Source organism: Brachybacterium tyrofermentans, assembly GCF_014897585.1.
Classification (GTDB): Bacteria; Actinomycetota; Actinomycetes; order Actinomycetales; family Dermabacteraceae; genus Brachybacterium; species Brachybacterium tyrofermentans.
The window spans coordinates 1-25,936 of record NZ_JABUXW010000018.1 but is presented as its reverse complement, the minus strand read 5'-3'; the positions used below and the strand labels follow the sequence as shown (position 1 = coordinate 25,936).

The window sequence follows — 25,936 nt, the reverse complement described above, 5'->3', positions numbered from 1 at the left end:
CTCCGCCATCGCCCCTCGACGGGAGCCGGTGCATGCACATCGTGCAGGTCACGCGGGGACGTGACCGTTCCTCCCCAGTGCCGCAGAGCCCCAGTCACCAGGGGACCTGGTGACCCGCCGAGCCGACTGCCCGCCGACCCGTCGAGCTGTCGGGTCTCAGCCCTGAACAGCTGCGCGTGAGGCGATGAAGGCCTGGACCGCGGCCTCGACGTCTGCCTCCGTGTGGGCGGCGGAGAGCTGCACGCGGATGCGGGCCTTGCCCTGGGGGACCACGGGATAGGAGAAGGCGGTGACGAACACGCCGTGGTCGAGCATGGCGTCCGCGATGCGACCGGCGAGCGCGGCATCGCCGAACATCACGGGCACGATCGCGTGCTCGCCGTCCAGCAGATCGAAGCCCTCCTCGCTCATCCGGCGGCGGAACAGCTCCGCGTTGCGGAACAGGGTCGCGCGCAGCTCGGCGCTGCCGGCGACCAGGTCGAGCGCCGCCAGGGTGGCGGCGACGATCGAGGGGGCCAGGGAGTTGGAGAACAGGTAGGGGCGGCCCTTCTGGCGCAGCATCGCGACGATCTCGCGGCGCCCGGAGACGTACCCGCCGCTCGCCCCACCCAGCGCCTTGCCGAAGGTTCCGGTGTAGAGGTCCACGCGGTTCGAGACGCCGAAGTGCTCGGGGGTCCCGGCGCCGGTGGCGCCCATGAAGCCGACGGCGTGGGAGTCGTCCACCAGCACCAGGGCGCCGTATTCGTCGGCGAGATCGCAGATGCCGTCGAGGGGAGCGAGATAGCCGTCCATGGAGAACACGCCGTCGGTGACGATGATCGTGCGCCGGGCACCCGCCCCGTCGTTCTGGTCCCTGGTCGCGTCCAGCCGGGTGCGCAGGTCCTCGAGATCGGCATTGCGGTAGCGGTACCGGGCTGCCTTGGACAGGCGGATCCCGTCGATGAGCGAGGCATGGTTCAGTGCATCGGAGATGATCGCGTCCTGCGTGCCGAACAGCGGCTCGAACACCGCGCCGTTGGCGTCGAAGCAGGACGAGAACAGGATCGTCTCCTCGGTGCCGAGGAAGGTGGAGACGGCCCGCTCGAGCTCGAGGTGCAGATCCTGGGTGCCGCAGATGAACCGCACCGACGCCATGCCGAAGCCGCGCTCGTCCAGCGCCTTCTTCGCCGCGGCGAGCAGATCCGGATGATCGGCCAGCCCGAGATAGTTGTTGGCGCAGAAGTTCAGCACCTCCGCCCCGTCGCGGCCCAGCGGCCCGGTGGTGATGCGGTTGCTCTGCGGGGTCGAGATGACCCGTTCGTGCTTGAAGGTGCCGGCCTGCTCGATCTCGGCGAGCTCGGCGGTCAGCTGGTCCTTGAGGTCCGTGTACACGGTGGTCCTTCCATCGAAGTGCGAGGGATGAGGGGGTGGTGACGTAGGTATGTGCGCAGGTACGGGTGCAGGTGCAGGTGCAGGTGCGGGCAGAGCGGAGGACCGGCGTTCAGCCGATGGTCTCCCAGTCCAGCAGGACCTTGCCGCCACGGCCGGAGCGGGCGATCTCGTAGGCCGACTCCCATTGCGAGGCCGGGACGACGTCGGAGACGGTGGCGAGCACCCGTTCGCGCAGCAGCGGGCTGGTGGAGATCATGGCGCTCATCGCGTTCCAGGTCTCGTACATCTCCCGGCCGTAGATGCCCTGCAGGGTGAGCATGTGGGTGATGACGGTGGTCCAGTCCAGCTCGAAGTGGCGGGCCGGCAGGCCGAGCAGGGCGATCCTGCCGCCGTGGTTCATGTTCGAGATCATCTCCTGCAGGGCGCTGGCCTGGCCGGAGATCTCCAGTCCCACGTCGAAGCCCTCCTTCATGCCGAGCTCGCGCTGCGCCTGGGTCATCGTGGTGGTGGCGACGTTCAGGGCGAGATCCACACCGCCGGCTCGGGCCATCTCCAGGCGATGCTCGTGGACATCGGTGATCGCGACATAGCGCGCCCCGGCATGCCGCGCCACGGCGGCGGCCATCAGCCCGATCGGTCCGGCGCCGGTGATCAGCACGTCCTCCCCGACGAGGGGGAACTTCAGCGCCGTATGGACGGCGTTGCCGCAGGGGTCGAACAACGCGCCCAGCTCCGGGGTGATCACCTCGGTGCGGCTGTCGTGCTCGTGCACCCACACGTTCAGATGGGGGATCACGACGTATTCGGCGAAGGCCCCGTCGCGCTGCACGCCGACGCTGCGGGTGCGGATGCACATCTGCTTGCGGCCGGCACGGCAGTTGCGGCACACCCCGCACACGACATGCCCCTCGCCGGAGACCCGGTCGCCGATGCGAGCGTCGGGGACCTCGGAACCCGCCTCGACGACCTCGCCGTAGAACTCGTGGCCGGGGGTGAAGGGGACCGTGTCGCACATCGCCTCCGCGGAATCGTCCCAGCCCAGGATGTGCAGGTCGGTGCCGCAGATCCCGGCACGCAGGACCCGGATCTTCACGTCCCAGGGCCCGCAGGCCGGTTCGGGGACCTCGGTCAGGGTCAGCCCGGGACCGGGCTCGGTCTTGCGCAGTGCACGCATCATCGCGGCAGAACTCCTCGTCGGTCGTCGGGCCGCGGCGGCAGGCCCGCCCCCGATGGTAGACGGGTGGATGGCTCGGATCAGCCGATGCCGTGGGCTCGCCCTCGTGCTCGGTCCGTCCGTCTGCGAGCATGAACACGCCTCGTGACCGAGAGCACGGACGCCGGAGCCGCACAGCTCTCCGGCACGGCTCTCCGGCACAGCCCCTCGACACAGCCCCTCGACACAGCCCCTCGACACAGCCCCTCGACACAGCCCCTCGACACAGCCCCTCGACACAGCCCCTCGACACAGCCCCTCGACACAGCCCATCGACTCCCAGGAGCGGATATGGCAGCACTGGAGCTCGCCCATCCCGGTACCGGCCTCTGGAGCGTGCGCAACTCCCCGGCGGATCGGGTGCCCAGCCACGGCACCACGCTCTTCGCCACCGCGCAGGCGATCGATCTGGTCCCCGTGGGGCCAGACGGTCGCACGGCGCCGTTCGGCCTGCGGTCCCTGCTGCGCCCCGAGCCCGCCCACCGTTTCCCCGGCTTCGGCCGCACGGTGCTCGCGCCCGTCGCCGGGGTGGTCGTCGCAGCGCATGGCAGCTCGCCGGACCACCCGGCGCATCGCGGGCTGCCCTCTGTCGGCTATGCCCTCACGCAGCGACGGCGGGCGGCCGGAGGATGGGAGGCCCTGGCCGGGAACCACGTGATCCTCCGCACCACGGACGGGGAGTTCATCGCCCTGTGCCACCTGCGTCACGGCTCGCTCCGGGTGCGCAGCGGAGAGCAGGTGCGGGTCGGTCAGGAGCTCGGGGAGTGCGGGAACTCCGGTAACAGCATGGAGCCGCACCTGCACCTGCAGGCGATGACCAGTGCCGATGCGTCCTCGGCCGAGCCGGTCCCCGTCGTGCTGCCCTCCGGGCTGCCCCGCAACGGGTCCGTGATCGATGCGGGGTGAGGGCGCCACCTCGATCACGTCCTGGCCTCGCGACGTGCCCGCGGACGATATTGCGAGGCACGGCGCGGCGGGTGCCGCTTAGAGTGGTGCACCATGACTGATCGCCCCTCCGTTCCGGAGCAGACCGTGCCCTCCGGCCCGAGGATCTCCTATCCCGCCGAGCTGCCCGTCTCCGGGCGCCGCGAGGACATCATGGAGGCGATCCGCGAGAACCAGGTCGTGGTGATCGCCGGTGCCACCGGCTCGGGCAAGACCACCCAGATCCCCAAGATGCTGCTCGAGCTCGGGTACGGGCAGAAGAATCGGCTGATCGGCCACACCCAGCCCCGTCGGATCGCCGCCCGCTCGGTCGCCCAGCGCATCGCCGGCGAGCTCGGCGAGAAGCTGGGGGAGGGGACCGTCGGCTTCCAGGTGCGCTTCACCCGTGAGACCGGCCGCGGCACCCGGCTGAAGCTCATGACCGACGGGATCCTGCTCGCCGAGATCGGGCGCGACCGGCTGCTGAAGCGCTACGACGCGATCATCATCGACGAGGCCCACGAGCGGTCCCTGAACATCGACGTGATCCTCGGCTACCTCCGTCAGATCCTGCCGCAGCGACCGGACCTGAAGATCATCATCACCTCGGCGACCATCGATCCCGAGCGCTTCGCCGAGCATTTCGGCCGCACGCTGCCCTCCGGCGAGCGCGAGAGCGCCCCGATCATCGAGGTCTCCGGCCGCACCTATCCGGTCGAGATCCGCTACCGCCCGCTCGTGCTCGAGGCGGAGGTCGAGGAGGACGACGAGCTCGAGGACATCCACTCCGTCGAGCGCGATCTCACCCAGGCGATCACGGACGCGGTCGACGAGCTCGCCGCCGAGGGGCCCGGGGACATGCTCGTCTTCCTCCCCGGGGAGCGGGAGATCCGGGAGATCTCCGAGGCGCTCACCACCCACCTCGATCAGGGCAGGAAGGGCCGCACGGCGCTGCCGGTCGAGGTGCTGCCGCTGTTCGGTCGGCTCTCCGCCCAGGACCAGCAGAAGATCTTCTCCCCGTCGCCCTCGGGAACGTATCGCCGGATCATCCTGTCCACGAACGTCGCCGAGACCTCCCTGACCGTCCCCGGCATCGCCTATGTCATCGATGCCGGCCTCGCCCGCATCTCCCGCTACTCCCAGCGCACCAAGGTGCAGCGCCTGCCGATCGAACCGATCTCGCAGGCCAGCGCGAACCAGCGGTCCGGCCGCTCCGGGCGAACCTCCGCCGGCATCGCGATCCGGCTGTTCTCGGAGGAGGACTTCGAGGGCAGGCCCGAGTTCACCGAACCGGAGATCCTGCGCACCTCGCTCGCCTCGGTGGTGCTGCTGATGACCTCGCTGGGGCTGGGGGACGTGGAGTCCTTCCCCTTCGTGGAACCGCCCGCCTCGCGCGCCATCACCGACGGTGTGCGCCTGCTCGACGAGCTCGGCGCGATCGAGACCGCCCCGAGCGAGCCCGGCGGGCGACGCCTCACCCGCGTGGGCACCGCGCTGGCCCGGTTCCCGCTGGACCCGCGCATGGCGCGCATGCTCATCGAGGCCCATCGCCTCGGGGCGCTGCGCGAGGTGCTGATCATCGTCGCGGCGATGTCCATCCAGGACCCGCGCGAACGGCCGCTGGGCCAGGAGCAGCAGGCCAAGGAGAAGCACAAGCGCTTCGAGGACGAGACCAGCGACTTCCTCGCCTACCTCAACCTCTGGAACCACCTCCAGGGGCGCCGCAAGACGCTGTCGAACTCGGCGTTCCGCCGCGAGGTGCGCTCCGAGCACCTGCACTACCTGCGGATCCGGGAGTGGTGGGATCTGCATTCCCAGCTCAAGGACATGGCCAAGGACGCGGACCTCACCCGCAACGACAGCGATGCCACCCCGCAGGCGATCCACCAGGCGCTGCTGTCCGGCCTGCTCTCCCACGTCGGCCTGCAGGACGACCGCACCCGCGAGTACTCCGGAGCCCGCGGTGCCCGCTTCGCGCTGTGGCCCGGATCCGCGCTGGCCAAGAAGCGCCCCGACTATGTGATGGTCGCCGAGCTGGTGGAGACCTCCCGGCTCTGGGGCCGCACCGCCGCCCGCATCGACCCGGCCTGGGCGGAGGAGACCGGTGCGCACGTCGTCAAGCGCTCCCACTCCGCGCCCCACTGGTCCTCCAAGCAGTCCAGCGCCATGGCCCACGAGAAGGTCACCCTCTACGGGGTGCCGATCGTCGCGGACCGCGTGGTGGGCTACGGACGCATCGACCCCCCGGCCGCCCGCGAGATCTTCCTCCAGAAGGCGCTCATCGAGGGCGACTGGCGCACCCGCCACCATTTCTTCCGCGACAACCGCGCTCTGATTACCGAGCTCGAGGAGCTCGAGGCGAAGACCCGTCGCCGTGATCTGCTGATCTCCGACGAGCAGCTGTTCCGCTTCTACGACGAGCGGATCCCGGCCGCGGTCGTCTCCGGCACGCACTTCGACAGCTGGTGGAAGAAGCAGCGCCACGAGACGCCGGACCTGCTCACCCTCACCGAGAAGGATCTGCTGGCCGCCGACGAGGGAGTCGCCGAGGCGATCGAGGCGGACTTCCCCGACACCTGGGTGCAGGGCGACATCACGCTGCCGCTGAGCTACTCCTTCGGTGACGTGGGCGCGAAGGGCACCGACGGGGTCACCGCCACGATCCCGCTCGCCGTGCTGAACCGCCTGCAGGACCGCGGCTTCGACTGGCTGGTCCCCGGGCTGCGCGAGGAGCTGGTCACCGAGCTGATCCGCTCGCTGCCCAAGCCGATCCGTCGGCACCTGGTTCCTGCGCCGGACCGCGCGACGTCGGTCGCCGCGACGCTGCACGACGACGACCCCGATGCCGGTGAGGCCTTCCTCGAGGCGGTCGCCGACGAGCTCGTGGCGCTCCCCGGTGTCCCGGACGACCTGCAGCTCTACGGCGCCGAGTTCGAGATCTCGAAGCTTCCCGCCCACCTGCGCATGCATTTCCGGGTGGTCGACGACAAGGGGCGGGAGATCGGCTCCGGGGACGGCCTGGAGGCCCTCAAGGACCGCCTGAAGAAGCGGGTGGACGCCTCGGTCACCGCCCAGGCGGACGGTCTCGCGCGGAAGGACCTTCCTGGCTTCCCCGAGGACGGTGTGGCGATGCTCCACGAGTCCACGGTGGGTGGGCTGAAGGTGACCGGCTATCCCTCGCTGGTCGCGCGCCGAGGTGCGGACGGACGACTGGAGAGGGTGGATCTCGCCGTGCTCGCGACCGCCGACGAGCAGGCCCTCGCCCATCCGCAGGGCGTGATCGCCCTGCTCGACCGCGAGCTCGGCTCGGATCTCCCGGCCGTGCTCAATGCCCTGCCCAATCCCACCAAGCTCGCGGTCGCGGGATCGGACTACGGGTCCACGGCGGCCCTGCTCGCCGATGCCTCCCGGGCGGCGACCGTGCACCTGGCCGGCTCCGCCCAAGTGCGCACGAGAGCGGAGTACGACGCGCTCGCCGCGTCGGTGCGCGCACGCCACGACGAGGTCGCCGCGCAGGCGGTGAAGGATGCCGCCGCCGCGCTCGCGATCAACGCGAAGCTGGCCAAGGAGCTGGGCCGGGCGCCGTCGCTCGCCGTCCTGTCCCACCTCACGCAGATCAAGGAGCACGCCGCCTCCCTGCTCGGGAACGGCTTCATCTCCCGAACGGGCATCGACCACCTGCCTGACCTGCGACGGTACCTCGAGGCGGACGCAGTGCGGCTGGACAAGCTGCCCGAGAATCCCCGCCGCGACGAGCAGCTCGCCTGGCAGATCCGCGACCTCGAGCAACACTGGGCCACCGCGCGGGCGAAGCTGTCCGCGCGCCGCCGTGCCGAGCCGGCGGCGCGGGAGGTCGACTGGTTGATCGAGGAGTTCCGGGTCAGCCTGTTCGCACAGACCCTGGGGACGAAGCAGACGGTCTCCGACAAGCGCATCCGCAAGGCGATCGCCGACCTCGGCTGATCCCCGCAGGCAGTGCTGCGGTGTGCACTTCCGTGTTCGGCACCGTGTGCACGTCCGCCGGCGCTCCCGCTGTGCGCACTCGCTCGTGCGCCCTCGGCGAGCATCTCGATGCCACCACCGAGCGTGGTGCGCAGCACGCCCATGCTGTCCCCGCGGTCACAGTGCAGAACTTTTACCACTGATTTCGGGGCGGCCGATGCCGCGGAGCCGGAATCTCGGAGCATCGGCCTCTGCGCGCCGACGACCAGGAGCGACGCCGCCGACGCAGGGCCCGTGTGCAGGTCGAGTTCAGGTCAAGGCGATGAAAAGACCGGTGCCGATCTCGGCCCGCGCTCCGGACCTGGCCCTTCACGCGCCGAGATCACGTCGTTACGTTGGCACGGCCCGGAGCGAACCGGGCGGATCCCCCTGCTCCCGCACCGTATAAGGACCTCTGCTCCATGGCTGATTCCCTGACCGCCCCGCTCACCCGTCGCCGGCTCTTCCTCGCCGGCGCGCTCGGCCTCGCCGCGGCGACCTCGGTGGCGACGATCGCCCCCGCCAGCGCGGCCGAGGAGGAATGGACCGAGGAGTTCATGACCCGTCCGGAGACCCGCGAGGGCTTCGTGGTCGATGCCATGGACGACTGGCAGATCGAGAACACCCGCTTCATCATCGCCGTGTGCAAGGGCCACGGGCTCGGGGAGTCCGCCGCCGTGATCACCCTGATCACCGCGATCGTGGAGTCCTGGCTGTACAACTACGATCCGGCCGTGGACGCGGATTCGGGCGGCCTGTTCCAGCAGCGCCCCTCCATGGGCTGGGGGACCGCCGTCGAGGTGCGTCACAAGAAGAAGGCGATCGACGCCTTCCTCGGACTGTCCGAGCATTCGCAGAACGCGGGCCTCGCGCAGCTGGTGGCGGATCCCGAGTCCTGGGACCCCGGGGCTGCCGCACAGGCCGTGCAGGGCTCCGCCTTCCCGGACCGTTATGCCGAGCAGGTCGCCACCGCGCGGCTCCTCTGGCAGCGTCATGCCGCCGACGTGGACGCCTTCATCGGCTGAGCAGGCTCCTGACCGGACTGCTCCGTGACGGCGCGGCGCGGCCGGCCGCGGACGGCTGATCGCGCCTCGTCGCGCCGGTATCGCGGGTGGTGGGGCGAGGAATTCTGTCGATGTCCTGTGATGCTCGGAGCGGCGCGCCCCACAGACCGTGCGACGTCGTTACGCTGACTCCATGTCACCGTTGCCATCTGTGAGTTACTCCATCACGATCCGACTCGAGTTCGCGGCGCGATCCGCTGCGGTCAGCGACATCACCAGCAGGATCGAGAAACGCGGGGCCACGGTCACCGCTCTCGATGTCTCGGCCTCCGGGCCCGAGCGGATGCGCGCCGATATCACCGTCCTCACCGCGGGTCACGATCACGCCATCGAGGTCGTCGACGACCTCAAGGAGATCGAGGGGGTCGAGCTCGGGAAGGTCTCGGACCGCACCTTCCTCGCCCACCTGGGCGGCAAGCTCACCGTCGAGTCCAAGCTGCCGATCCGCCACCGCGACGATCTCTCGATGATCTACACCCCGGGCGTCGCCCGCGTGGTCAAGGCGATCGCCGAGAACCCCGAGGACGCCCGCCGCCTGACCATCAAGCGCAACACCGTCGCCGTGGTCTCGGACGGTTCCGCGATCCTGGGGCTGGGCGATCTCGGGCCGCTCGCCGCGATGCCGGTGATGGAGGGCAAGGCCGCCCTCTTCAAGCGCTTCGCCAACATCGACGCCTTCCCGATCTGCCTGGACGCCCATTCGGTCGACGACATCGTCTCCCACGTCAAGGCCATCGCCCCCGTGTTCGCCGGCATCAACCTCGAGGACATCTCCGCACCCCGCTGCTTCGAGATCGAGGACCGGCTGCGCGCCGAGCTGGATATCCCTGTCTTCCACGACGACCAGCACGGCACCGCGATCGTCGTCGTCGCCGCGCTGCGCAACGCCCTGCGTGTGGTGGAGAAGGACATCTCCACGGCGCGGATCGTGCTCTCCGGCGCCGGTGCGGCCGGCACGGCGATCCTGCGGCTGCTGCGCGCCGCCGGCGCCCGCGATGTCATCGTCACCGACATCGACGGGATCGTCCATGAGGGGCGAGAGCAGCTCGAGGGCCGCCTGCCCTGGATCGCCGAGGTCACCAACCCGCGCGAGCTGACCGGCACGCTGCACGATGCGGTGGCCGGGGCCGACGTGTTCATCGGGGTCAGCGCCGGGAACATCCTGACGGCCGAGGACGTCTCGACGATGGCCGAGCGGTCCATCGTGTTCGCGATGGCGAACCCGACGCCCGAGATCGACCCCGCCGACGCCGCCAGGTACGCGGAGGTGGTCGCCACCGGGCGCAGCGACTTCGCCAACCAGATCAACAACGTGCTGGCCTTCCCGGGCGTCTTCCGCGGTCTGCTCGACGCCCACGCGACCCGTGTGAGCGATCGGATGCTGCTGGCGGCGGCGAAGGCCCTGGCCGACGTCGTCTCCACCGAGGAGCTCAACCCCACCTACATCGTGCCCAGCGTCTTCCACGAGGGCGTGACGAAGGCGGTGGCCACCGCTGTCGAGCAGGTCGCGAGGGAGGATGCGGGCACGATCGACACGATCACCGGCGCGATGCCCGCGGTCTACGCGGACGAGATCACGCTGGAGCACTGAGCCTGCGGGGAACCTGCCCTCGGGATGCCTGATCCCGGGCGGCAGGTCGGCGTGGCGCGCACCGTGGGGTGGGCGCCACGCCTTTCGTGCGCCTGGGTCAGCCTGCCGCGACCCAGGGTGGCAGGCGCCGGCCGCACCGGGTGAGCGGTGCTTGGTACTCGATGCCTGGTGCTCAGGCGAAGGCGATGCGGGCCAGCTCCCGCCGGGACCGGTCGATCGTGAACCGCGTCCGACGCGGGTGGACCCGGTTGGTCAGCAGCACGGCGACCGTGCCGGTGCTCGGATCGGCGAGGACGGAGGTGCCGGTGAACCCGGGATGCCCGACGACGCGGGGCAGCACCTCACCCGGGGAGAGCTCCTGGCCCACCCGCAGCCCGAAGCCCTGCCGCCATGGGGCGTCGGTGCTCACCCCCGTCGGGAGCTGATCGCTGGTCAGCAGGGCACGCACCGGGCCTGAGAGCGTCGGCCCCGGTCCGCGACCGGCCAGCACCCGTCCGAGGGCGAGCGCGTCGTCGAGGGTCGCGAAGACCCCTGCATTGCCGGCACCGCCCAGGGACCACGCCGTCTCGTCATGGGTGGACCCTCGCACCAGCCCGCGCGGCGGGTCCTCCTGGTACTCCGTGGCGGCGGCGCGGGAGGTCTCCTCCACGGGCGGCGACCATCCCGCGCTCGTCGCCCCGGCGGGGTCGAGGACGCGTCTCCGGGCCAGCTCCGGCAACGGGGTATCCGTCAGCCCTTCGAGCAGGGTCCCCAGCAGGATGAAGCCGATGCAGGAGTAGGTGTGCGCGGTGCCGGGTGCGGTGGCGAGCTGCGCCCGGGCGATGGCGGCCAGGCGCTGCTCACGGCCACCGGGGACCTGCCACAGCGGCATGACCGGCGGCAGCCCGGCAGTATGCGTCAGCAGCTGCCGCACCGTGATCGACGGGTGCGGCGAGGGGAGGTACTCGGCGACCGGGGCCTCCGGGTCCAGCAGCCCGTCATCGATGAGGGTGGCTGCGGTGAGCGTCGTGACCACCTTGGTCACCGAGGCCATGTCGAACAGCGTGTCCGCCACCAGCGGGATCATCTCGGGGGAGCCTGCGGGCAGGCGGGTGCCATCGGGCTCGAAGAGCGCGGTCGAGCCTGCGAGCGCTCTGGCGACGGGGCGGCCCGGGCTGTCCACAGCGGCGGCCGCGGCGGCCGCGCCCTCGACCGGGGGACCGTCCGCGGGCGCGGTCGCCGCGTCCCGCGTCAGGGCGGTGACCAGCACCTCGAGCCGGTTCTGCGCGGTGCCGTCCGTCGTCGGGTCCGGTGCGTCGGTATCGTCCATGGACGTCATGCTCTCCTGTAGTTCTCGAGGGCGTCGTAGGTGGTGCGCAGGGCCACCTGCCCGCATCTCCTCAGCGCGGAGAACGCATCGAGGGCGGCAGCTGCTCCCGGACGGCCTGCAGGTGGGACTGGGTGCTCATGCGCCGATCGTCGGGGCGGTTCAGCGTGGGGGAACGGGGTTCTCGGGAACCTGGTCCCTCTGTGACCTGACAGGTTCCACCGGGTCGGCGGGCGCCGTCCCCTCATGCTCCAGCTCGTCACGCTCGGGGCGTGCTCCGGCGCGTTCGTGGCGCAGCCGCTCCCCGAGCCAGAGTCCCAGGCCCAGGGCGATGCCGATGACGTCGAAGAGCACATCGGTGGCTTCGGCGCCGCGCTCGGGGAGGAGCACCAGCTGGACCAGCTCGATGAGCAGGCCGTGGGCGAACGCGACGATCACGATCCAGCCCATGGGGAAGCGTCGGCGCGGCGCCAGCGCACGCCCCGCGGCCCAGACGGTCAGTGCGAACACCAGCAGGTGCACGAGCTTGTCGAGGCCGGGCATCCCCGTGCCGGGCGTGCCGGCCGGGATCGAGGGCAGGTAGAACCCGATGTTCAGGATCAGGGCCAGCAGGAGCAGGCCGAGGCGCCCGAGGAGGGACCCTCCCGCGCGACGGATCTCGTGGGGCAGGCGGCGGAGGAACTCGGCGACGACGTCCATACCCGGCATTATCCCAGCGTCGGCGGCTGTCTCCGGGGAGGCAGGGCCGCTAGGCTCACGGCAGCACGACATCGACCGAGGGAGTTGCCCATGTCCTCCACATCCGACCCGTCCCGGCTGGATCCGTACAGCGACGATCCCGGGGCCGCGCCGGGCAGCACTGCGGTGCTGGACCGTCAGCTCCAGGAGAAGGAGCAGACCACCGACGACGGTGACCACGACCGGTACGCGCACTATGTGCGCAAGGACAAGATCACGCAGGCCGCGCTCGGCGGCACGCCCGTGATCGCCTTGTGCGGCAAGGTGTGGGTGCCGGGTCGGGATCCCGAGAAATACCCGGTGTGCCCGGAGTGCAAGGAGATCTACGAGGGCTTCCGCGACCCGCAGGACGGCGGCGGCGACGGCAAGGGCGGCTCCGGCGGGAAGGGCGGCGGTTTCCGCGGCTTCTTCGGCGGCCGGCGCTGACCGCTCGCCGCTGCGGCCCGGGTGATCGCCCGGGCCGCGGCGCGCTCGCGGACTTCCTCACATCGCGCTGGTGCGCGGGTCGTCGTACCGCGGCGGTACGGTGGATCACGCCGTGAATACCACCCCTTCCTTGTTCTCCACGAGCGATCCCCGCCAGCCCTCCGAGGCGGCCGCGCGATCGCTTCCCGTCGCCTACCCGGAACGCGCCGCCTGGGGCACCGTCCCCAAGCTGCGTGCCTGGCAGTCCGAGGCTCTCGAGCTGTATCGCAGCCTCACCCCGAAGGACTTCCTGGCCGTCGCGACCCCCGGCGCCGGCAAGACCACCTTCGCCCTGCAGGTCGCCGCGGGGCTGCTTTCCGAGGGGACCGTCCGCCGCATCACGGTGGTCGCCCCGACCGAGCACCTGAAGACCCAGTGGGCCGACGCCGCCGCACGGGTGGGCATCTCGTTGGATCCGAACTTCTCCAACGCCCAGGGCGCCCATGGCTCCCACTATCAGGGCGTGGCGGTGACCTATGCCCAGGTGGGCATGCACCCTGCGCTGCACCGAGCGCGCACCGAGGCCGATCGCACGCTGGTGATCCTCGACGAGATCCACCACGCCGGCGACTCCCTCACCTGGGGTGACGGTGTGCGCGATGCGTTCGATCCGGCGGTGCGCCGCCTGTCCCTGACCGGAACCCCGTTCCGCTCCGACGCCTCGCAGATCCCCTTCGTGATCTACGAGGAGGACGGCGAGGGCTTCTCCCGCTCCAAGGCGGACTACGTCTACGGCTATGGCGAGGCGCTGCGCGACCATGTGGTGCGCCCCGTGCTGTTCATGACCTATTCGGGGCGCATGCACTGGCGCACCAAGACCGGTGATGAGGTCTCGGCGCAGCTCGGCGCGCTCGAGACCAAGGACATCACCCAGCAGGCCTGGCGCACCGCCCTGGATCCGAACGGCGAATGGATGCAGTCGGTGCTCTCGGCGGCGGACCGGCGACTGACCGAGGTGCGTCGCCACGTCCCGGACGCCGGCGGACTCGTGATCGCGACCGACCAGAAGGCGGCCCGCGCCTATGCCGGGACACTCCAGGACATCACCGGCCAGGCACCCACCGTCGTGCTCTCGGACGACGCCGGCGCCGGCAAGCGCATCGAGGACTTCTCCGCCTCCGAGGATCGCTGGATGGTCGCGGTGCGCATGGTGTCCGAGGGCGTCGACGTGCCGCGCCTCGCGGTCGGCGTCTACGCCACCTCGACCTCGACCCCCATGTTCTTCGCGCAGGCCGTCGGCCGCTTCGTGCGCTCGCGGACCCGCGGTGAGACCGCGAGCGTCTTCCTGCCCACGGTCCCCATCCTCATGGCCCATGCCGCGGAGCTGGAGGCCGAGCGTGACCATGTGCTGGACCTGCGCCCTGCGAGCGGCGACGAGGTCACCGGCCTGGACGAGAGCCTGATCGAGGAGGCGAACCGTCCCGAGGAGACCAGCGATCAGCTGGAGATGACCTTCGAGGCCCTCGAGTCCGAGGCCTCGTTCGACCGTGTGCTGTTCGACGGCGGCGAGTACGGAGCCGGCGGTCTGGCCGGCAGCGAGGACGAGCAGGAGTTCCTGGGGATTCCCGGCCTGCTCGACGCCGACCAGATGCGCACCGTGCTCCAGCAGCAGCAGGCCCAGCAGCAGGAGCGGCGCAAGCGCAACGGCTCCGCGGACCAGACCGTCACCCCCGGGGTGGTGGACCACCGGCAGCTGATGGAGCTGCGCAAGGAGCTCAGCACGCTGGTCTCGGCGTGGGCGAAGAAGTCCAGCATCCCGCACGGTTCGGTCCACAACACCCTGCGCAGCCGGTGCGGAGGGCCTGCGGTGGCCCAGGCCAGCGCGGAGCAGATCCAGGCGCGCATCGGCGTCGTGCGAGGCTGGTTCGTCGGCCGCCGCTGAGCTCATCCGGCGCGTGCGGTGACCTCATCCGGCCCGCCCGCTGAACTCACTCGGCCGCCGCTGACCCGTCCGTCGCGCGGCTGTCTCAGCTCAGCACGCGGGCGGCCTCGACGCCGTCGGTGACCGTGGGGATGGCGGGAGGGCCATCCGGGCCGTCGTCGGGGGACAGGCCCAGCTCTGCGACCGAGGCGGCATGCCGCGCCCGCGCCGCCTCGACCACAGCGGGTGCTCGCAGATCGTGCACCGGCTCGCCGCCGAGGATCATGGGCTTCTGCAGGGGCCGCAGCGAGGTGCGAGCCCACTCGGGGTTCGCCTCGCCGGACGTCAGCTCGGCGATCAGCTCCCGCTCGAACTCCGCGACCTCGGACTCGCCGGGGAGCACCAGCTCGGCGTGGGCGCGCTCGCCCACGATCATGCGGTAGGCGGCCTTGCCCGCACCGAGCGTGGCCTTGTCCTGGGACCGCTTGCCGACCGGGTGCATCGCGCCGTCGGCCCCCTCGCGCTCGACGAGCTTGTAGACGAAGCCGGGGGCGGGATGGCCCCCACCGGTGACCAGGCGGGTCCCGATGCCGTAGCCGTCCAGCGGTGCCTCGGTGAGCTCCTCGACGCGGTACTCGTCGAGGTCGCCGGTGGCGGTGATCCGCGTGTCCGTGGCGCCGAGGGAGTCGAGCAGGGCCCGCACCTCGTGGGCCTGCACGCCGAGGTCCCCGGAGTCCAGGCGCACCGCGCCGAGCTGGGGGCCGGCGATCTCGACCGCGGTGCGCACGGCGGCCTCGACGTCGTAGGTGTCCACCAGCACGGTGGTCCCCGCCCCCTGGGAGGCGATCTGGGCGCGGAAGGCCTCCTCCTCGGTGTCGAACAGCAGTGTGAACGCGTGGGCCGCGGTCCCGGCGACCGGGATCCGGTAGTGCGCTCCGGCGGCGAGGTTCGAGGTGGAGTGGAAGCCGACGATGTACGCGGCGCGGGCGGCGGCGATGGCGGCGTCCTCATGCACCCGGCGCCCGCCCATCTCGATGCACGGGCGGCCGCGGGCGGCGGTGATCATCCGCGACCCGGCCGAGGCGATGCCGCTGTCATGGTTGAGGATGGACAGCACGACGGTCTCGAGCATCACCGCATCCTCGAAGGTGCCCTCGATCCGCAGCACGGGCGAGTTCGGGAAGAACAGCTCACCCTCCTCGTATCCGTGCACGTCTCCCGCGAAGCGGTATGCCGCGAGATGCTCGAGGGTCTCCTCGTCGAGCACCCCGGCCCGGCGCAGGTAGCGCAGGTCGGCGTCGTCGAAGCGGAAGTCGGCGATGGCGTCGAGCACGCGGCCGGTGCCGGCGAGCACCCCGTAGCGCCGGCCCTCGGGGAGCGAACGGGTGAACACCTCGAAGACGCAGCGTCGCGATGCCGTGCCCGCCTCGCGGGCACCGTGCAGCATCGTCAGCTCGTAGAGGTCGGTGAGCAGGGCAGAAGTCACAGTGTCCACGGTAATGCGTGCCGGGCCGACCGAGTGACGGACGCGCCCCGTAGACTCGACCGGGCCGCTTGCCGAGGACCATGTCAGCTGTCATGGGACGGCGAGCGGCGGGATACAGGAGGAGCACGAATGCCGGTGGAGCTGCGGCGGGCCGACCCCGGGATGGGCTCGTTGACCGACCCTGCCGGTGCCGTGCAGGAGGACGTCGGGACCAGCGGCCCGTGGTGCACCGTGGTCTGGAACGACCCTGTGAACCTCATGAGCTACGTCGTCTTCGTCCTGCGTCGGCACTTCGGGTACTCGCGGCTGGTCGCCGAGCAGCTGATGATGCAGGTGCACGAGGAGGGCCGGGCGATCGTCTCGCGCGGCTCCCGGGAGCGCGTCGAGACCGACGTGCAGGCCATGCACTCCTTCGGCCTGCACGCGACCTTGGAGAGGGCGGGGGAGGACTGATGGCGCACGCATTCCGACGCCGCCCCGATGGCAGCCTCGCCTGCCGGCTCGACGGGGAGGAGAAGGCGATCATCGCGCAGGTCGCCCAGGAGACCGCGGATCTCATCCGGGCTGACCTGGGGATCGACGCCGATCCGGGTTTTCTGCAGCGCGCGGCGGAGAGCGACGATCCGCTGCGCCGCCTGGAGGCCGAGTTCGCCGGCCGCGATGCCCGGGAGCCCGCGGACTCCGCCGTGAAGCGGCTGTTCCCCGCAGCCTCCGAGGACCCGACGCTCGCCGGGGAGTTCCGGCGGCTGGGCCAGCAGGATCTCGCCGACGGGAAGCTCGCCGATCTCGCCCAGGTGATGGCGATCATCGACTCAGCAGGCCCGAGCCACAGCGAGATCGTGCTCGACGACGCCCAGGCGATCGCCCTCCTGCGCGCCCTGAACGACGTGCGCATCGTGCTCGCGGACCGTCTCGATCTGCAGCGCGACGGGGACTTCGACACCGTGCGGATGCTCCAGCAGATCGGGGAGCGGGTGGAGGAGGCCTCGGAGCCGGAGGGCGATCAGGTCGGGTCCGACATCGTGATCGCCGTGTACGAGCTGCTGTCCTGGCTCCAGGAGAGCCTGCTCCGTGCGCTGGACTGATGTCCGCGAACTGTGAAACAGCACCCAGTGAGGGGGCAGTCACTGCCCCGAACGGCAATCGACACTAGCCTTACCGGGATGAACAACGCGCCGATCGGGATCTTCGACTCCGGGGTGGGCGGGCTGACCGTGGCCCGAGCCATCCTCGACCAGCTGCCGCAGGAGGAGCTGGTCTACATCGGCGACACCGAGCACGGACCCTACGGGCCGCGATCGATCGCCGACGTGCGCTCCCTGACGCTCGACATCATGGACAACCTGGTCGACCACGGTGTGAAGATGCTCGTGATCGCCTGCAACACCGCCTCGGCCGCCGTGCTGCGCGACGCCCGTGAGCGCTATGACGTGCCCGTCGTCGAGGTCATCCAGCCGGCCGTGCGCCGTGCCGTCGCCGCGACCCGCAACCGCCGGGTGGGAGTGATCGCCACGGAGGGCACCGTCACCTCCCGCGCCTACGAGGATGCCTTCGCCGCGGCTCCCGATCTGCAGATTCTCACCCAGGCCTGCCCGCGCTTCGTCGAGTTCGTCGAGAACGGGGTGATCACCGGCGATGAGGTCATCGAGGTGGCCGAGGAGTATCTGGCGCCGGTGCAGGAGGCCGGGGTGGACACCCTGGTGCTCGGCTGCACCCACTACCCGATGCTCGCCGGTGCGATCAGCTATGTCATGGGTCCGGAGGTCACGCTGGTCTCCTCCGCCGAGGAGACCGCCCTGGACGTCTATCGCCAGCTGCGCGGCGGGTCCCTGCTGCGCGTCTCGGAACGGGGTCCGCACCACGTGTTCGCACAGACTGCGGAGGGCGAGGGCAGCGAGTCCTTCGTGCGCCTCTCGCGCCGGTTCCTCGGCCCGATGCTCGATGTGACCACGAGCCTGCCGGTGGTGACGGCATGAGGATCCACGTCATCGGCTGCAGCGGCAGCTTCGCCGGCCCGGACAGCGCCGCCTCCAGCTACCTCCTCGAGCACGAGGACGAGAACGGACGCACCTGGCGCGTGCTCATGGACCTCGGCTCCGGCGCTTTCGGACCGCTGCAGTCCGTCATCGATCCTGCGGACCTCGACGCCGTGATCATCTCGCACCTGCACCCCGACCACTACCTCGACGTCACCGGGCTCGAGGTCTTCTGGGCGTACCACGAGCGCACCGACCTGCCCCAGCTGCCCCTGTACGCGCCGCGGCCGCTCCCGGACCGCATCGCCGCCGTGCTGGGCCGCGCCGGGAACATCCCGGACGGCGTGGACTGCGTCCCGTTCGAGAACCACGCGCTCGAGGACCACCAGCGGTTCACGATCGGGCCGTTCGACATCCAGGTGCGCGAGGTGCTGCACCCCGTGGAGGCCTACGGGTTCCGGATCACCGCAGGCGGCGACGTGCTCGCCTACTCCGGTGACACCGATGCCTGCGAGGCGCTCGACGAGCTGGCGGCCGGCGCGGACCTGTTCCTCTGTGAGGCCGGCTACATCGAGGGCCGCGACGACCGCTTCTCCGGCGTGCACCTGACGGGCCTGCGCGCCGGGCAGGCCGCGGTGACCGCGAACGCCGGGCGCGTGGTGCTCACCCACATCGCCGCGTGGACGGACCCCGCGGTGCCGCTCGCCGAGGCGCGCAGCGTCTACTCGGGCCCGCTCGAGCTCGCCGTGCCCCAGGCGGTCTACGACACCACCAGGACCGACGCCACCGCCTGAGTTCGGCGTTCCGGGTTCTGAGGGCCCGGTGCCCGGCGGCTATCCTCGATCAGTACGCCTGAGCGACACCGAGGAGAACCTGCTCCATGAGCACCCAGAACCCCACCCCGACCGGCGACCGCGTCGACGGTCGCACCCCTGACCAGCTGCGCGAGGTGCGCATCACCCGCGACTGGCTCGACCATGCCGAGGGCAGCGCCCTGATCGAATTCGGCCGCACCCGCGTGCTGTGCGCGGCCAGCTTCACCGAGGGCGTGCCGCGCTGGAAGAAGGGCTCCGGCTCCGGCTGGGTCACCGCCGAGTACGCGATGCTCCCGCGCGCCACCAACACCCGCGGCGCCCGCGAGAGCGTCAAGGGCAAGATCGGCGGCCGCACCCACGAGATCTCCCGCCTGATCGGTCGCTCCCTGCGCGCGGTCATCGACCTGGACGCCCTCGGCGAGAACACCATCCAGCTGGACTGCGACGTGCTGCAGGCCGACGGCGGCACCCGCACCGCCGCGATCACCGGCGCCTACGTGGCGCTGGCCGACGCGATCTCCTGGGGCAAGAAGCACACCGCCGTCCCTGCCGCCCGCGAGGTGCTCGCCGACTCCGTCAGCGCGATCAGCGTGGGCATCGTCGAGGGCCGCCCGCTGCTGGACCTCGAGTATCGCGAGGACGTGAACGCCGAGACCGACATGAACGTGGTCGTGACCGGTTCGGGCTCCTTCGTCGAGGTGCAGGGCACCGCGGAGGGCGCACCCTTCGACCGCACCGAGCTCGGCGCCCTGCTGGACCTCGCCACCGGCGGCTGCGAGCAGCTCGCCGCGATCCAGCGCGACGTCCTCGCCCAGCAGCGATGAGCGCAGCAGCGTCGAACCCTGCTGCGATGCACGAGGGGACCACGAGCGTCTCGGCGGGGGCCCGGATCATCCTGGCCTCCCACAACCTCAAGAAGCTCCACGAGCTCCAGCGCATCATGACCGCCGCCGTGCCGGGGCTCGCGGCGGAATCGATCGTCTCCTCGGCGGGCATCGAGCTGCCCGACGTGGTCGAGGACGCGGTCACCTTCGAGGGCAACGCCCTGCTGAAGGCCCACTCAGCGGCCGCGGCGACCGGGCTGCTCGCCGTCGCCGACGACTCCGGTCTCGCGGTCGACGTCCTCGGCGGCTCGCCGGGCATCTTCTCGGCGCGCTGGAGCGGAGCTCACGGGGACGACGAGGCGAACAACGACCTGCTGCTCGCCCAGCTCTCCGATGTGCCCGATGCGCACCGCGCCGCGCGCTTCGTGTGTGCGGCGGCGCTGGTGGCCCCGGACGGCACCGAGGTGGTCGAGCGCGGCGAGATGACGGGGCACCTGCTGCGGGAGCGGCACGGCGAGGGCGGCTTCGGCTACGACCCGCTGTTCCGGCCCGACGGCCAGGCGCGGACCGCCGCGGAGCTCAGCCCCGAGGAGAAGGACGCCATCTCCCACCGCGGAACCGCGTTCCGTGCGATCGCGAAGCACGTGGCTCCGCTGCTCGACTGATCCGGGCCCCGCTGCTCCGAGATGCGTCGAGCTGAACCCTGGCCGGTACACGCGGCGCCCCTGATCCGAGCGGATCAGGGGCGCCGCGTCGTGGTGGTGTCGGGCGTCGGGTGCGGAACGTCGGGCGTCCCGTGCCCGTCGGCGAATCTGTCAGGCGGCGCCGACGTGGGCGAGTGCCCGGCGCACGATGAGGTCGTGACCGCCGCTCATCTCGTCCAGCGGGGAGGACTCCGCGAGCAGCTCGTCGATCCCGAACCAGGTCAGCTCCAGGGCGTCCTCCTGCGGGGCGGTCTCACCGTCGATCGGCACCACATAGGCCATCGAGATCGCATGCTGGCGGGCGTCGTGGAAGGGCGAGATCCCCGGGGTCGGGAAGTACTCGGCGACGGTGAAGGGCACGGGGGAGACCGGGATGCGGGGCATCGCCATCGGTCCCAGATCCTTGTCGATGTGGCGGGAGATCGCTTCGCGGATCGTCTCGTGGATCATGATCCGGCCGGAGACGATTGCCCGCACGATCTGGCCGCTGCCGGAGGCGCGCAGCAGCAGGCCCACCTCGACCACGGAGCCGTCCACGTCGGTGCGCACGGGCACGAGGTCCAGGTAGGAGATGGGCAGATGGCGGCGGAGCTGCGCGATGTGCTCGGGCTCGAACCAGGCGCCCTCGGTGTCCACAGCCGTGCGGGGGCTCATCGGGTCGCCTCCGCGGAGTGGTCGTCCCTGTCGGCGGCGGCCGCCGCGGCCAGCGCGGGGGCGAGCTGGCCCTTCTCGACGTGGAAGCGCGGGTTCTGTTCGCGACTGGCGACCTTCACGGCGTGGTCGACCTCCTCGCCGGCGATCATCCGCACCCGCCAGGTCGTGCCCTCGAGCTCCACGAGCGACAGGGTGGCGTTCGGGATCGAGGGCAGGGGCTGCTCGATGATCCCCGACAGGATGAAGCGGATCAGGGTGCCATGAGCGACGACCAGGACCTTCTTGCCCGGGTAGCGCTCCTCGAGCGCCTCGAGTCCGTCATAGCCGCGGTCGGCGACGGCCTGGTGGTCCTCCCGTCCCGGGAAGGAGCGATCCGGGTAGGCCTCCTGCATCTCGTCGACCGGCTTGCCCTCGGCGAAGCCCCAGTCGATCTCCACGAACCGCGGATCGGTGCCGCCGAAGGGGATGCCGTGGTCCTCGCCGATGATCCGGCCCGTCTGCTCGGCACGCTGCAGGGGTGAGGTGACGATCACGTCCCAGTCCACGGGCGGGAGCTGGTCGAAGGCGGCGTGCGCCTGGGCGATCCCGGTGTCGTTCAGCGGGATGTCCGAGGACCCCTGGAAGCGGTTCTGCAGGTTGTAGTCCGTCTGCCCATGGCGGACGAGTCCGAACAGCGTCATGAAGCGTCTCCTCGATACGGGGATGGTGCGTGCCCCAACCGGGAGAAAACTGTATCCTCGTTCGTCATCTTGAAATCGTTGATTTCACGCGGATCTTCTGACGGTCAGGGCGTGTCGGTTTCCAGTCTAGCTGCGCCTCGAAGTGATGTTCGTGGGCCGGTGGTGACGCCGATTGAGACGGCTGGAACCCCGGTCGCTCCTGAGGTGCTGCAGGAGATGATCGCCTCCTACGAAGCCGGGGAGTCCCTCATCTCGATCGCTACCGCACGCCGGTTGGGCAAGCAGACCGTGAGTCGTCTGTTCTCCGAGGCAGGTGTGCGGATCCGACGACAGGGCTTGGACGAGGAGCAGGTTTCGCAGGCCGTCGGGGCGTACCTGTCTGGGAAGACGATACGTGAGGTCGCTGCCGAGCTGGGGGTGGGTCATTCGATGGTGTGGCGGGCGCTGAAAGGAGCCGGGGTGGAGCTTCGGCCGAACGTTCGGCGGGGAGGGCGACCAGCGAAATGAGAACCGACAGAAGGGGTAAGGAGACGACGATGTCAGATCTAGCGCAGAGGGCCACTCTCAGCGATAGGGCCGGATCGATGTATGGCTATGCCCGCACTAACCGGCCGGATGTCGACGTGGAGCCACAGCATCGCGCCCTGCGTGAGGCGGGCGTGCGGGAGGAAGCGATCTTTACGGATCTCGTCGTGAGCGGCCTGAACATGGACGGGCAGACGCAACTCGAAACGCTACTGGGTGTGGTTCGTGCGGGTGACACGATCGTCGTCGATCACCTGTACCGGCTGGGCCGTGACGCTTGTCGCATGGGTGCGCTGCTCGCCGAACTGAAGCACCGCGATGTCATGGTTTCTGCGACCGACCATGTCTCCAGTTCCGTCTTTGCCCGAGCAGGCTGCGCTGTCGGCATGTGCGAGGCCACCGGCGGGCCCGTCCCGAGGGCGAGGTAGCGTGAGTCGGCTGCCGGACAACGCGGGATGCGATAGGGGTTGTTCGTTGAACGCACAGAGTTCGGCCCCTCTGAGCGAGCGCTGATCGAGAACCACGTCGGTCAGTTCCTTGGAGGAGGCGGGCTGTTACGGGCTGTGCGAACGTCACTGCTACAGCGCTGCGCGCGCTGAGGGCATTCGGTTTCGTCTGCGGATGCGTGCCTCTTGCGTCCGCACACGGATCAGCAGGATGAGGCTCCACGGGCCGAAGAGGAGGAACTTCAGGCCGTTCCACAGTGCCCAGATGAAGGCCAGGTAGAGCCATTCGCTCCAGCCCTGGTCGATGAGTCCGGTGCAGGTGGCGGCGATGAGGAGGTAGACGACGCCGAGGAGCATCGCTGGCACGCCCCATTTGAGGCCACGCCGGGTGCGGAGTCGGTCGAGGAGGATGTTGGTGGGCATCCATCGGCGCAGGAAGATGCGGGTGTGGATGCTGGCGTTCCAGAGCCGGTTCAGGAGCATGGTGTGGGCCTCACTTTCGCACGCAGGACTATCGCGGTGTGGCTGGTCCTGAGTGGTTGAGTGCCCGAGACGCTGCTCGAACGGTCTGCGTCACCCCTGAACGATGTCCCGGGGCTCGGCGTGTGGTTGCTCCTGCCACCATCAGAATACCGGCGCCCCTGTGACATAGGAAGAGCAATCCTTCCCCGGACGGTCCGTGGCGCTCACAGGGTGCGGCCGGTGCGCCGCTCCTGAGCCTCGGGTGCCGTGTCCTGCGGGGCTGGCTGGTGGCTCATGAGGAGCCCGCGGGCGCGTTCGTAGTCGACACGCTGCGCGTCATCGTCGGGGACGGGTCCGAGGGGGCTGGTGGAGGTGATGCCCCACCGGTCCCGATACGCAACCACCACCCGCACCGCCGCCAATCTCGCTTCGGGGTCGATACCGTCGAGGGCTCTCATCCACGGCTCAAGTCGTTCAACGGCCGTGGTGGTGAGGGTGTCGAGGCGTTGCTGCATCAGCTGCTCCCGCTCCTGGAGCGCGTGCCGCATGACAGGGTCGGTGATGCCCGCCGCACGCGGGACGAGGCCAGCGATCAGCGACACCCGACGAGCCGAAGGCTGGTAGGTGGCCGCGACCTTCTGGACCCGGTAGCGCAGCAACGACCCGAGATCCTCCACCCCGTCCAGGCCTCCGGCGCGCGTGATGCGTGGGAGGAGGTCGTCGATGTTGTGGCCATCGGCTTCGAGGCGGCGGAGTTCGGTGGTGAGGATCCCGAACGACTCCGTCTCCACCAGCTCGTCGATCGCCTGTGGGGTGAGGTCGCCGTGTTCGAGGAGCGTGACCCACCGGTCCTGCTGCGCTTCTTGGGCGATGGTGTCGTACTCGGCCGCCAACTGGGCCAGCGACCCCCACACGTCTTGCTCCGCGGTGATGGTCTCGTGGGCGGACTGTTCGGCACCGACATGCTGGAGGATGCCGTAGAGGATGCTCCGGGCGGTCATCTGCAGGTCGTCCCGGTGCTGGTGCTCCTCAAGGTGGTGCTCGTCGGTCGCGATATAGGCCCGGTTGGACTCCCGTCCTCGGGTCATGGCGACATAGAGGGATTCCCGGGTCATTTCGGGTGAGTGGACGATCGCGTGCGCGGTATCGACGGTGGCTCCCTGGGCCCGGTGAGCGGTGATCGCGTACCCAAGTTCGACGTGCTCGGTGACGTACGCGGCGGGAAGGGTGATTGTGGTGCGCCACCTCGAGTGGGCTCGGCGGACGGTGAGGGATCCGTCATCGTTCGCTTGGGTGACGGTCCACCGGTCGCCGTTCTTCACCCACCCCCGCCCAAGTGCGAGTCGCCGGTCGTTCTGCCTTGTGATGATCAGGTCGCCGCGGGATGCCTCGTTCCCGTCATTGAGCCGCACGCCGTCGAGGGCGACATCGCCTGCGAGGATCCGGTCGGTGCGGGCGCGGGTGTTGAGCTCGGAGACGGCGTCGAGGGTCTCCGCGATCAACACCGACTCTTTCCCCGCAGCCAGGTCAGCACGCCACGCCTGGTACGCCTGTTCGAGGATGTCCTCGTAGCCGCCTGGGGTGACGCGGTCGTGGTCGAGGTAGGTGTCGATGACGTCGGTATCGCCGATGCGCAGGCCGAGGGAGGCGTGTTTCTCCCACTCGTTACGGAACCGCCTCACGTCGGTGAGCTCAGGGGCATCGTCCCGGTCGCGGACGAGCATCCCGAACGCCCCACCCGCATCCACCGCGGCGAGCTGCGCCCAGTCACCCACGAGGAGCACCTTCGCACCGGCCTGGGCAGCGTGGGTGGTGATGGTGTCGAGTGCGAGAGTCCCGGCGAGAGAGGCTTCGTCAATGATGACGAGCTGGCCGGGTGTGAGGTTCCAGTTGCCGTTGCGGTGTTCGTGGAGCCACTTCGCCGTGTTCTCCGTCGAGATCCCCAAATCCCCGGCGAGAACATCCGCTGCCGCCGCGGATGGCGCGAGGCCGATCACGGAACCGGTGCCGTGGCGTTTCTCCCATGACCGCCGCAACGCCGACATCGTCGTCGTCTTCCCCGTCCCCGCAGGACCGACAAGAACGTCGAGGGTGCGGGCGGAGACGCCGATCTTCGCGATCGCCCGCTCCTGATCCGGTGACAACACATGCCCGTCTCGGTTCCTCGTCCGTGCCGCCTGCTCGACCCACGCGAGCGGCACGGTCGGTGCGCTCCTGTCGTTCGACGCGGCCAGGAGACGATCCTCTGCCGCGAGCACCAGTTCAGACGAGAACACCGTTGCGGCCTTCGGGCGGAACACGCTCGCCCCAGCCGGGCGGCGGAACGTCGGCGGGCTCGACGCGAGCTCCGGCGGAGTCAACTGCAGCGAGACGCGTTCTGCAGTGTCGACGATCTGTTCGGTGATGTGGTCGCGGTCAGTCGCGGACGCGAACCGGAGCCCCATCGTCTGCCGGACAGCCTCCGCATGAAGATTCCATCGCTTCCACGTCGCCCGCCGGTCACCCACCCGCGCCACCACAACCTCAGCAACCTGATCAAGATCGCCGAGGGGGATGTCGTCCGCGCGCAGCAATGGCTCCCCAGCACTCCCGGCCAGGAGCGTTGTGGCCCACGTCGGAGCGTCCTCCCCGAGAACCTCGGTGGCGCGTTCCCGCCACGCGGTGGTGAGGTCGCTGAGGGAGTGGTGCTGCTTCGGAGGCCGCGTCTCCAACGTGGCCTGCTGCCGGAACTGCCACAACAACTTCGGCGACGGCTGCCGCCCATGCTTGGCCACGTACTCGTTGACGAGGCGGTCTGAGGTGCCGCGTGGTTTTCGGACAGTGGGCCCTCTTACGATGAGGGTGCTACTG

23 protein-coding genes are annotated in these 25,936 nt (G+C 70.1%); 14 read left to right on the top strand and 9 right to left on the bottom strand.

Annotation, left to right across the window (positions count from 1 at the left end):
• Window positions 1-156 precede the first annotated feature (156 nt).
• Both INT49_RS13715 and tdh read right to left on the bottom strand, forming a co-directional pair.
• Window positions 157-1,371 (bottom strand): glycine C-acetyltransferase, encoded by a 1,215-nt coding sequence (locus INT49_RS13715; RefSeq protein ID WP_193118310.1) that lies wholly within the window; start codon window positions 1,369-1,371, stop codon window positions 157-159.
• Between the two features lie 109 nt (window positions 1,372-1,480).
• Complete coding sequence (tdh, locus tag INT49_RS13710) at window positions 1,481-2,545, bottom strand: L-threonine 3-dehydrogenase (RefSeq protein ID WP_193118397.1); 1,065 nt, start codon at window positions 2,543-2,545, stop codon at window positions 1,481-1,483.
• A gap of 330 nt (window positions 2,546-2,875) precedes the next feature.
• Here tdh and INT49_RS13705 point away from each other — a divergent pair, with 330 nt between their 5' ends.
• The 4 genes from INT49_RS13705 (at window position 2,876) to INT49_RS13690 (ending at window position 10,144) form a co-directional block, all read left to right on the top strand.
• Window positions 2,876-3,490, top strand: coding sequence for a M23 family metallopeptidase (locus INT49_RS13705; RefSeq protein WP_193118309.1), 615 nt, complete (start codon window positions 2,876-2,878; stop codon window positions 3,488-3,490).
• A 93-nt stretch (window positions 3,491-3,583) separates the two neighbouring features.
• On the top strand, window positions 3,584-7,471 hold the full coding sequence (gene hrpA, locus INT49_RS13700) for an ATP-dependent RNA helicase HrpA (RefSeq protein ID WP_193118308.1): 3,888 nt from the start codon (window positions 3,584-3,586) through the stop codon (window positions 7,469-7,471).
• Window positions 7,472-7,911: 440 nt separating this feature from the next.
• Entirely contained in the window at window positions 7,912-8,514 is a 603-nt protein-coding gene (locus INT49_RS13695) for a hypothetical protein (RefSeq protein ID WP_193118307.1), read from the top strand.
• Between the two features lie 172 nt (window positions 8,515-8,686).
• On the top strand, window positions 8,687-10,144 hold the full coding sequence (locus INT49_RS13690) for an NAD-dependent malic enzyme (RefSeq protein ID WP_193118306.1): 1,458 nt from the start codon (window positions 8,687-8,689) through the stop codon (window positions 10,142-10,144).
• A gap of 172 nt (window positions 10,145-10,316) precedes the next feature.
• On the opposite strand, the gene INT49_RS13685 is transcribed toward INT49_RS13690, so the two are convergent.
• Together INT49_RS13685 and INT49_RS13680 are read right to left on the bottom strand one after the other, a co-directional pair.
• Entirely contained in the window at window positions 10,317-11,453 is a 1,137-nt protein-coding gene (locus INT49_RS13685; RefSeq protein ID WP_193118305.1) for a serine hydrolase domain-containing protein, read from the bottom strand.
• Window positions 11,454-11,612: 159 nt separating this feature from the next.
• Window positions 11,613-12,149 carry a VanZ family protein gene (locus tag INT49_RS13680; protein WP_193118304.1) on the bottom strand — a complete coding sequence of 179 codons (537 nt, stop codon included), beginning with the start codon at window positions 12,147-12,149 and terminating at the stop codon, window positions 11,613-11,615.
• Window positions 12,150-12,239: 90 nt separating this feature from the next.
• Here INT49_RS13680 and INT49_RS13675 point away from each other — a divergent pair, with 90 nt between their 5' ends.
• Window positions 12,240-12,614, top strand: coding sequence for a DUF3039 domain-containing protein (locus tag INT49_RS13675; RefSeq protein WP_193118303.1), 375 nt, complete (start codon window positions 12,240-12,242; stop codon window positions 12,612-12,614).
• Window positions 12,615-12,744: 130 nt separating this feature from the next.
• Complete coding sequence (locus INT49_RS13670) at window positions 12,745-14,535, top strand: DEAD/DEAH box helicase (RefSeq protein ID WP_226850570.1); 1,791 nt, start codon at window positions 12,745-12,747, stop codon at window positions 14,533-14,535.
• Window positions 14,536-14,620: 85 nt separating this feature from the next.
• On the opposite strand, the gene INT49_RS13665 is transcribed toward INT49_RS13670, so the two are convergent.
• Window positions 14,621-16,000, bottom strand: a complete 1,380-nt coding sequence (locus INT49_RS13665) for a nicotinate phosphoribosyltransferase (protein WP_193118301.1) — start codon at window positions 15,998-16,000, stop codon at window positions 14,621-14,623.
• Between the two features lie 129 nt (window positions 16,001-16,129).
• Here INT49_RS13665 and clpS point away from each other — a divergent pair, with 129 nt between their 5' ends.
• The 6 genes from clpS to rdgB all read left to right on the top strand — a co-directional run bounded on the left by clpS (window position 16,130) and on the right by rdgB (window position 20,280).
• Window positions 16,130-16,453, top strand: coding sequence for an ATP-dependent Clp protease adapter ClpS (gene clpS, locus INT49_RS13660; protein WP_193118300.1), 324 nt, complete (start codon window positions 16,130-16,132; stop codon window positions 16,451-16,453).
• Window positions 16,453-17,085 (top strand): DUF2017 family protein, encoded by a 633-nt coding sequence (locus tag INT49_RS13655; RefSeq protein ID WP_193118299.1) that lies wholly within the window; start codon window positions 16,453-16,455, stop codon window positions 17,083-17,085. The genes clpS and INT49_RS13655 overlap by 1 nt, the downstream gene beginning before the upstream one ends.
• A gap of 78 nt (window positions 17,086-17,163) precedes the next feature.
• A complete protein-coding gene (murI, locus tag INT49_RS13650; protein WP_193118298.1) occupies window positions 17,164-17,976 on the top strand; it encodes a glutamate racemase in 813 nt (270 codons plus the stop codon).
• Window positions 17,973-18,770 (top strand): MBL fold metallo-hydrolase, encoded by a 798-nt coding sequence (locus INT49_RS13645; protein ID WP_193118297.1) that lies wholly within the window; start codon window positions 17,973-17,975, stop codon window positions 18,768-18,770. Before murI ends, INT49_RS13645 begins: the two co-directional genes overlap by 4 nt.
• Before the next feature lie 86 nt (window positions 18,771-18,856).
• A complete protein-coding gene (gene rph, locus INT49_RS13640) occupies window positions 18,857-19,615 on the top strand; it encodes a ribonuclease PH (RefSeq protein WP_193118296.1) in 759 nt (252 codons plus the stop codon).
• Entirely contained in the window at window positions 19,612-20,280 is a 669-nt protein-coding gene (gene rdgB / locus INT49_RS13635) for an RdgB/HAM1 family non-canonical purine NTP pyrophosphatase (RefSeq protein WP_193118295.1), read from the top strand. Before rph ends, rdgB begins: the two co-directional genes overlap by 4 nt.
• A 150-nt stretch (window positions 20,281-20,430) precedes the next feature.
• Here rdgB and INT49_RS13630 read toward each other — a convergent pair whose 3' ends face one another.
• Window positions 20,431-20,973: a DUF4916 domain-containing protein gene (locus tag INT49_RS13630; protein ID WP_193118294.1), complete on the bottom strand. Its 543-nt coding sequence runs from the start codon at window positions 20,971-20,973 to the stop codon at window positions 20,431-20,433.
• Entirely contained in the window at window positions 20,970-21,653 is a 684-nt protein-coding gene (locus INT49_RS13625) for a histidine phosphatase family protein (protein WP_193118293.1), read from the bottom strand. Before INT49_RS13625 ends, INT49_RS13630 begins: the two co-directional genes overlap by 4 nt.
• 216 nt (window positions 21,654-21,869) lie before the next feature.
• Here INT49_RS13625 and INT49_RS13620 point away from each other — a divergent pair, with 216 nt between their 5' ends.
• On the top strand, window positions 21,870-22,160 hold the full coding sequence (locus tag INT49_RS13620; protein ID WP_193118292.1) for a helix-turn-helix domain-containing protein: 291 nt from the start codon (window positions 21,870-21,872) through the stop codon (window positions 22,158-22,160).
• A gap of 29 nt (window positions 22,161-22,189) precedes the next feature.
• The gene (locus tag INT49_RS13615) at window positions 22,190-22,606 is read left to right on the top strand and encodes a recombinase family protein (protein ID WP_193118291.1); all 417 of its coding nucleotides are present in this window, start codon (window positions 22,190-22,192) and stop codon (window positions 22,604-22,606) included.
• A 150-nt stretch (window positions 22,607-22,756) separates the two neighbouring features.
• Here the strand turns inward: INT49_RS13615 and INT49_RS13610 are convergent, their stop codons facing one another.
• Together INT49_RS13610 and INT49_RS13605 are read right to left on the bottom strand one after the other, a co-directional pair.
• A complete protein-coding gene (locus tag INT49_RS13610; protein ID WP_193118290.1) occupies window positions 22,757-23,107 on the bottom strand; it encodes a hypothetical protein in 351 nt (116 codons plus the stop codon).
• 203 nt (window positions 23,108-23,310) lie between these two features.
• Window positions 23,311-25,936, bottom strand: a 2,626-nt coding sequence (locus INT49_RS13605; RefSeq protein WP_193118289.1) for an ATP-dependent DNA helicase, incomplete at its 5' end; no start/stop codon positions are given.

Excerpts from the sequence above, each read along its gene's own strand:
- tdh (WP_193118397.1), bottom strand. The coding sequence starts at position 2,545 with ATGCGTGCACTGCGCAAGACCGAGCCCGGTCCCGGGCTGACCCTGACC.
- INT49_RS13705 (WP_193118309.1), top strand. The coding sequence starts at position 2,876 with ATGGCAGCACTGGAGCTCGCCCATCCCGGTACCGGCCTCTGGAGCGTG.
- hrpA (WP_193118308.1), top strand. The coding sequence starts at position 3,584 with ATGACTGATCGCCCCTCCGTTCCGGAGCAGACCGTGCCCTCCGGCCCG.
- INT49_RS13695 (WP_193118307.1), top strand. The coding sequence starts at position 7,912 with ATGGCTGATTCCCTGACCGCCCCGCTCACCCGTCGCCGGCTCTTCCTC.
- INT49_RS13690 (WP_193118306.1), top strand. The coding sequence starts at position 8,687 with ATGTCACCGTTGCCATCTGTGAGTTACTCCATCACGATCCGACTCGAG.
- INT49_RS13685 (WP_193118305.1), bottom strand. The coding sequence starts at position 11,453 with ATGGACGATACCGACGCACCGGACCCGACGACGGACGGCACCGCGCAG.
- INT49_RS13680 (WP_193118304.1), bottom strand. The coding sequence starts at position 12,149 with ATGGACGTCGTCGCCGAGTTCCTCCGCCGCCTGCCCCACGAGATCCGT.
- INT49_RS13675 (WP_193118303.1), top strand. The coding sequence starts at position 12,240 with ATGTCCTCCACATCCGACCCGTCCCGGCTGGATCCGTACAGCGACGAT.
- clpS (WP_193118300.1), top strand. The coding sequence starts at position 16,130 with ATGCCGGTGGAGCTGCGGCGGGCCGACCCCGGGATGGGCTCGTTGACC.
- INT49_RS13655 (WP_193118299.1), top strand. The coding sequence starts at position 16,453 with ATGGCGCACGCATTCCGACGCCGCCCCGATGGCAGCCTCGCCTGCCGG.
- murI (WP_193118298.1), top strand. The coding sequence starts at position 17,164 with ATGAACAACGCGCCGATCGGGATCTTCGACTCCGGGGTGGGCGGGCTG.
- INT49_RS13645 (WP_193118297.1), top strand. The coding sequence starts at position 17,973 with ATGAGGATCCACGTCATCGGCTGCAGCGGCAGCTTCGCCGGCCCGGAC.
- rph (WP_193118296.1), top strand. The coding sequence starts at position 18,857 with ATGAGCACCCAGAACCCCACCCCGACCGGCGACCGCGTCGACGGTCGC.
- rdgB (WP_193118295.1), top strand. The coding sequence starts at position 19,612 with ATGAGCGCAGCAGCGTCGAACCCTGCTGCGATGCACGAGGGGACCACG.
- INT49_RS13630 (WP_193118294.1), bottom strand. The coding sequence starts at position 20,973 with ATGAGCCCCCGCACGGCTGTGGACACCGAGGGCGCCTGGTTCGAGCCC.
- INT49_RS13625 (WP_193118293.1), bottom strand. The coding sequence starts at position 21,653 with ATGACGCTGTTCGGACTCGTCCGCCATGGGCAGACGGACTACAACCTG.
- INT49_RS13620 (WP_193118292.1), top strand. The coding sequence starts at position 21,870 with ATGATCGCCTCCTACGAAGCCGGGGAGTCCCTCATCTCGATCGCTACC.
- INT49_RS13615 (WP_193118291.1), top strand. The coding sequence starts at position 22,190 with ATGTCAGATCTAGCGCAGAGGGCCACTCTCAGCGATAGGGCCGGATCG.
- INT49_RS13610 (WP_193118290.1), bottom strand. The coding sequence starts at position 23,107 with ATGCTCCTGAACCGGCTCTGGAACGCCAGCATCCACACCCGCATCTTC.